The sequence below is a fragment of the Herbiconiux daphne genome (genome assembly GCF_024979295.1).
GTDB classification, from domain to species: Bacteria; Actinomycetota; Actinomycetes; order Actinomycetales; family Microbacteriaceae; genus Herbiconiux; species Herbiconiux daphnes.
This window is the reverse complement of sequence record NZ_JANLCJ010000426.1, coordinates 1-681: the sequence shown is the minus strand read 5'-3', so window position 1 is coordinate 681 and position 681 is coordinate 1. Positions and strand designations below refer to the sequence as shown.

The following is a 681-nucleotide window of genomic DNA, read 5'->3' as shown; positions in this document are numbered from 1 at the left end:
GCATGGACGCCAAGATAATTGTTCACGTCCTTTTGAATCAAGCGTGGGAACATTTCTTCTTCCAAAACCAAGTCGAAGTCCTTTTCCCATTCTTTCCAAATGGATTTGTAGCAATCGGGGTCGTGCGGGTTAGTGGTGAACCCAATCCCGTCGGTGTTCAAATTGACCAATGTGCATCCGGCTTCATGAAGTCGGCGGCTTAGGTCGTATAATGCAATTTGTCCAAAGACACAAACGCTTAGTGATGCTTTTGGATTGAACAATTTGGAATGCTTGTTCTTCAATAAGCCGTACACCGAATTGATGATAAGCTTCAAGGCATCGGCTTTGACCTTATCGCCTTTTCGTTTTGCCGCCAAACGTTCTTCAACGATTGCCCAAAACTTATCGGTGTATTCACCCAAGGCATTCAACACCCGAATGATGTTTGGATATAGCGATGCCACATCAAGAAATATGACATTGGTGAATTCTTTGCGTCCATTGTCCGGAACCCCGTGAATCCCTCCGGATGCCACGACTATTTCCAAACCGAATTCGTGCATCGTGACGGAACCTTCATCCGGTTCTTTGCACCAAAAATCGCGAGCTTCTTCGGGCACTAGCTTGAATAAATCATAAGTGTGCAACTCGTCTTTGCCCAACGGTCGTTCCCCGTGCTCGTACCGCTTCAAGCGGATG

1 protein-coding gene is annotated in these 681 nt (G+C 46.5%); it reads right to left on the bottom strand.

Going from position 1 to position 681, the window contains the following annotated elements; genetic code table 11:
• Window positions 1-644, bottom strand: a 644-nt coding sequence (locus N1032_RS25640) for a DNA polymerase domain-containing protein (protein WP_259543425.1), incomplete at its 3' end; no start/stop codon positions are given.
• Between the last annotated feature and the right edge of the window lie 37 nt (window positions 645-681).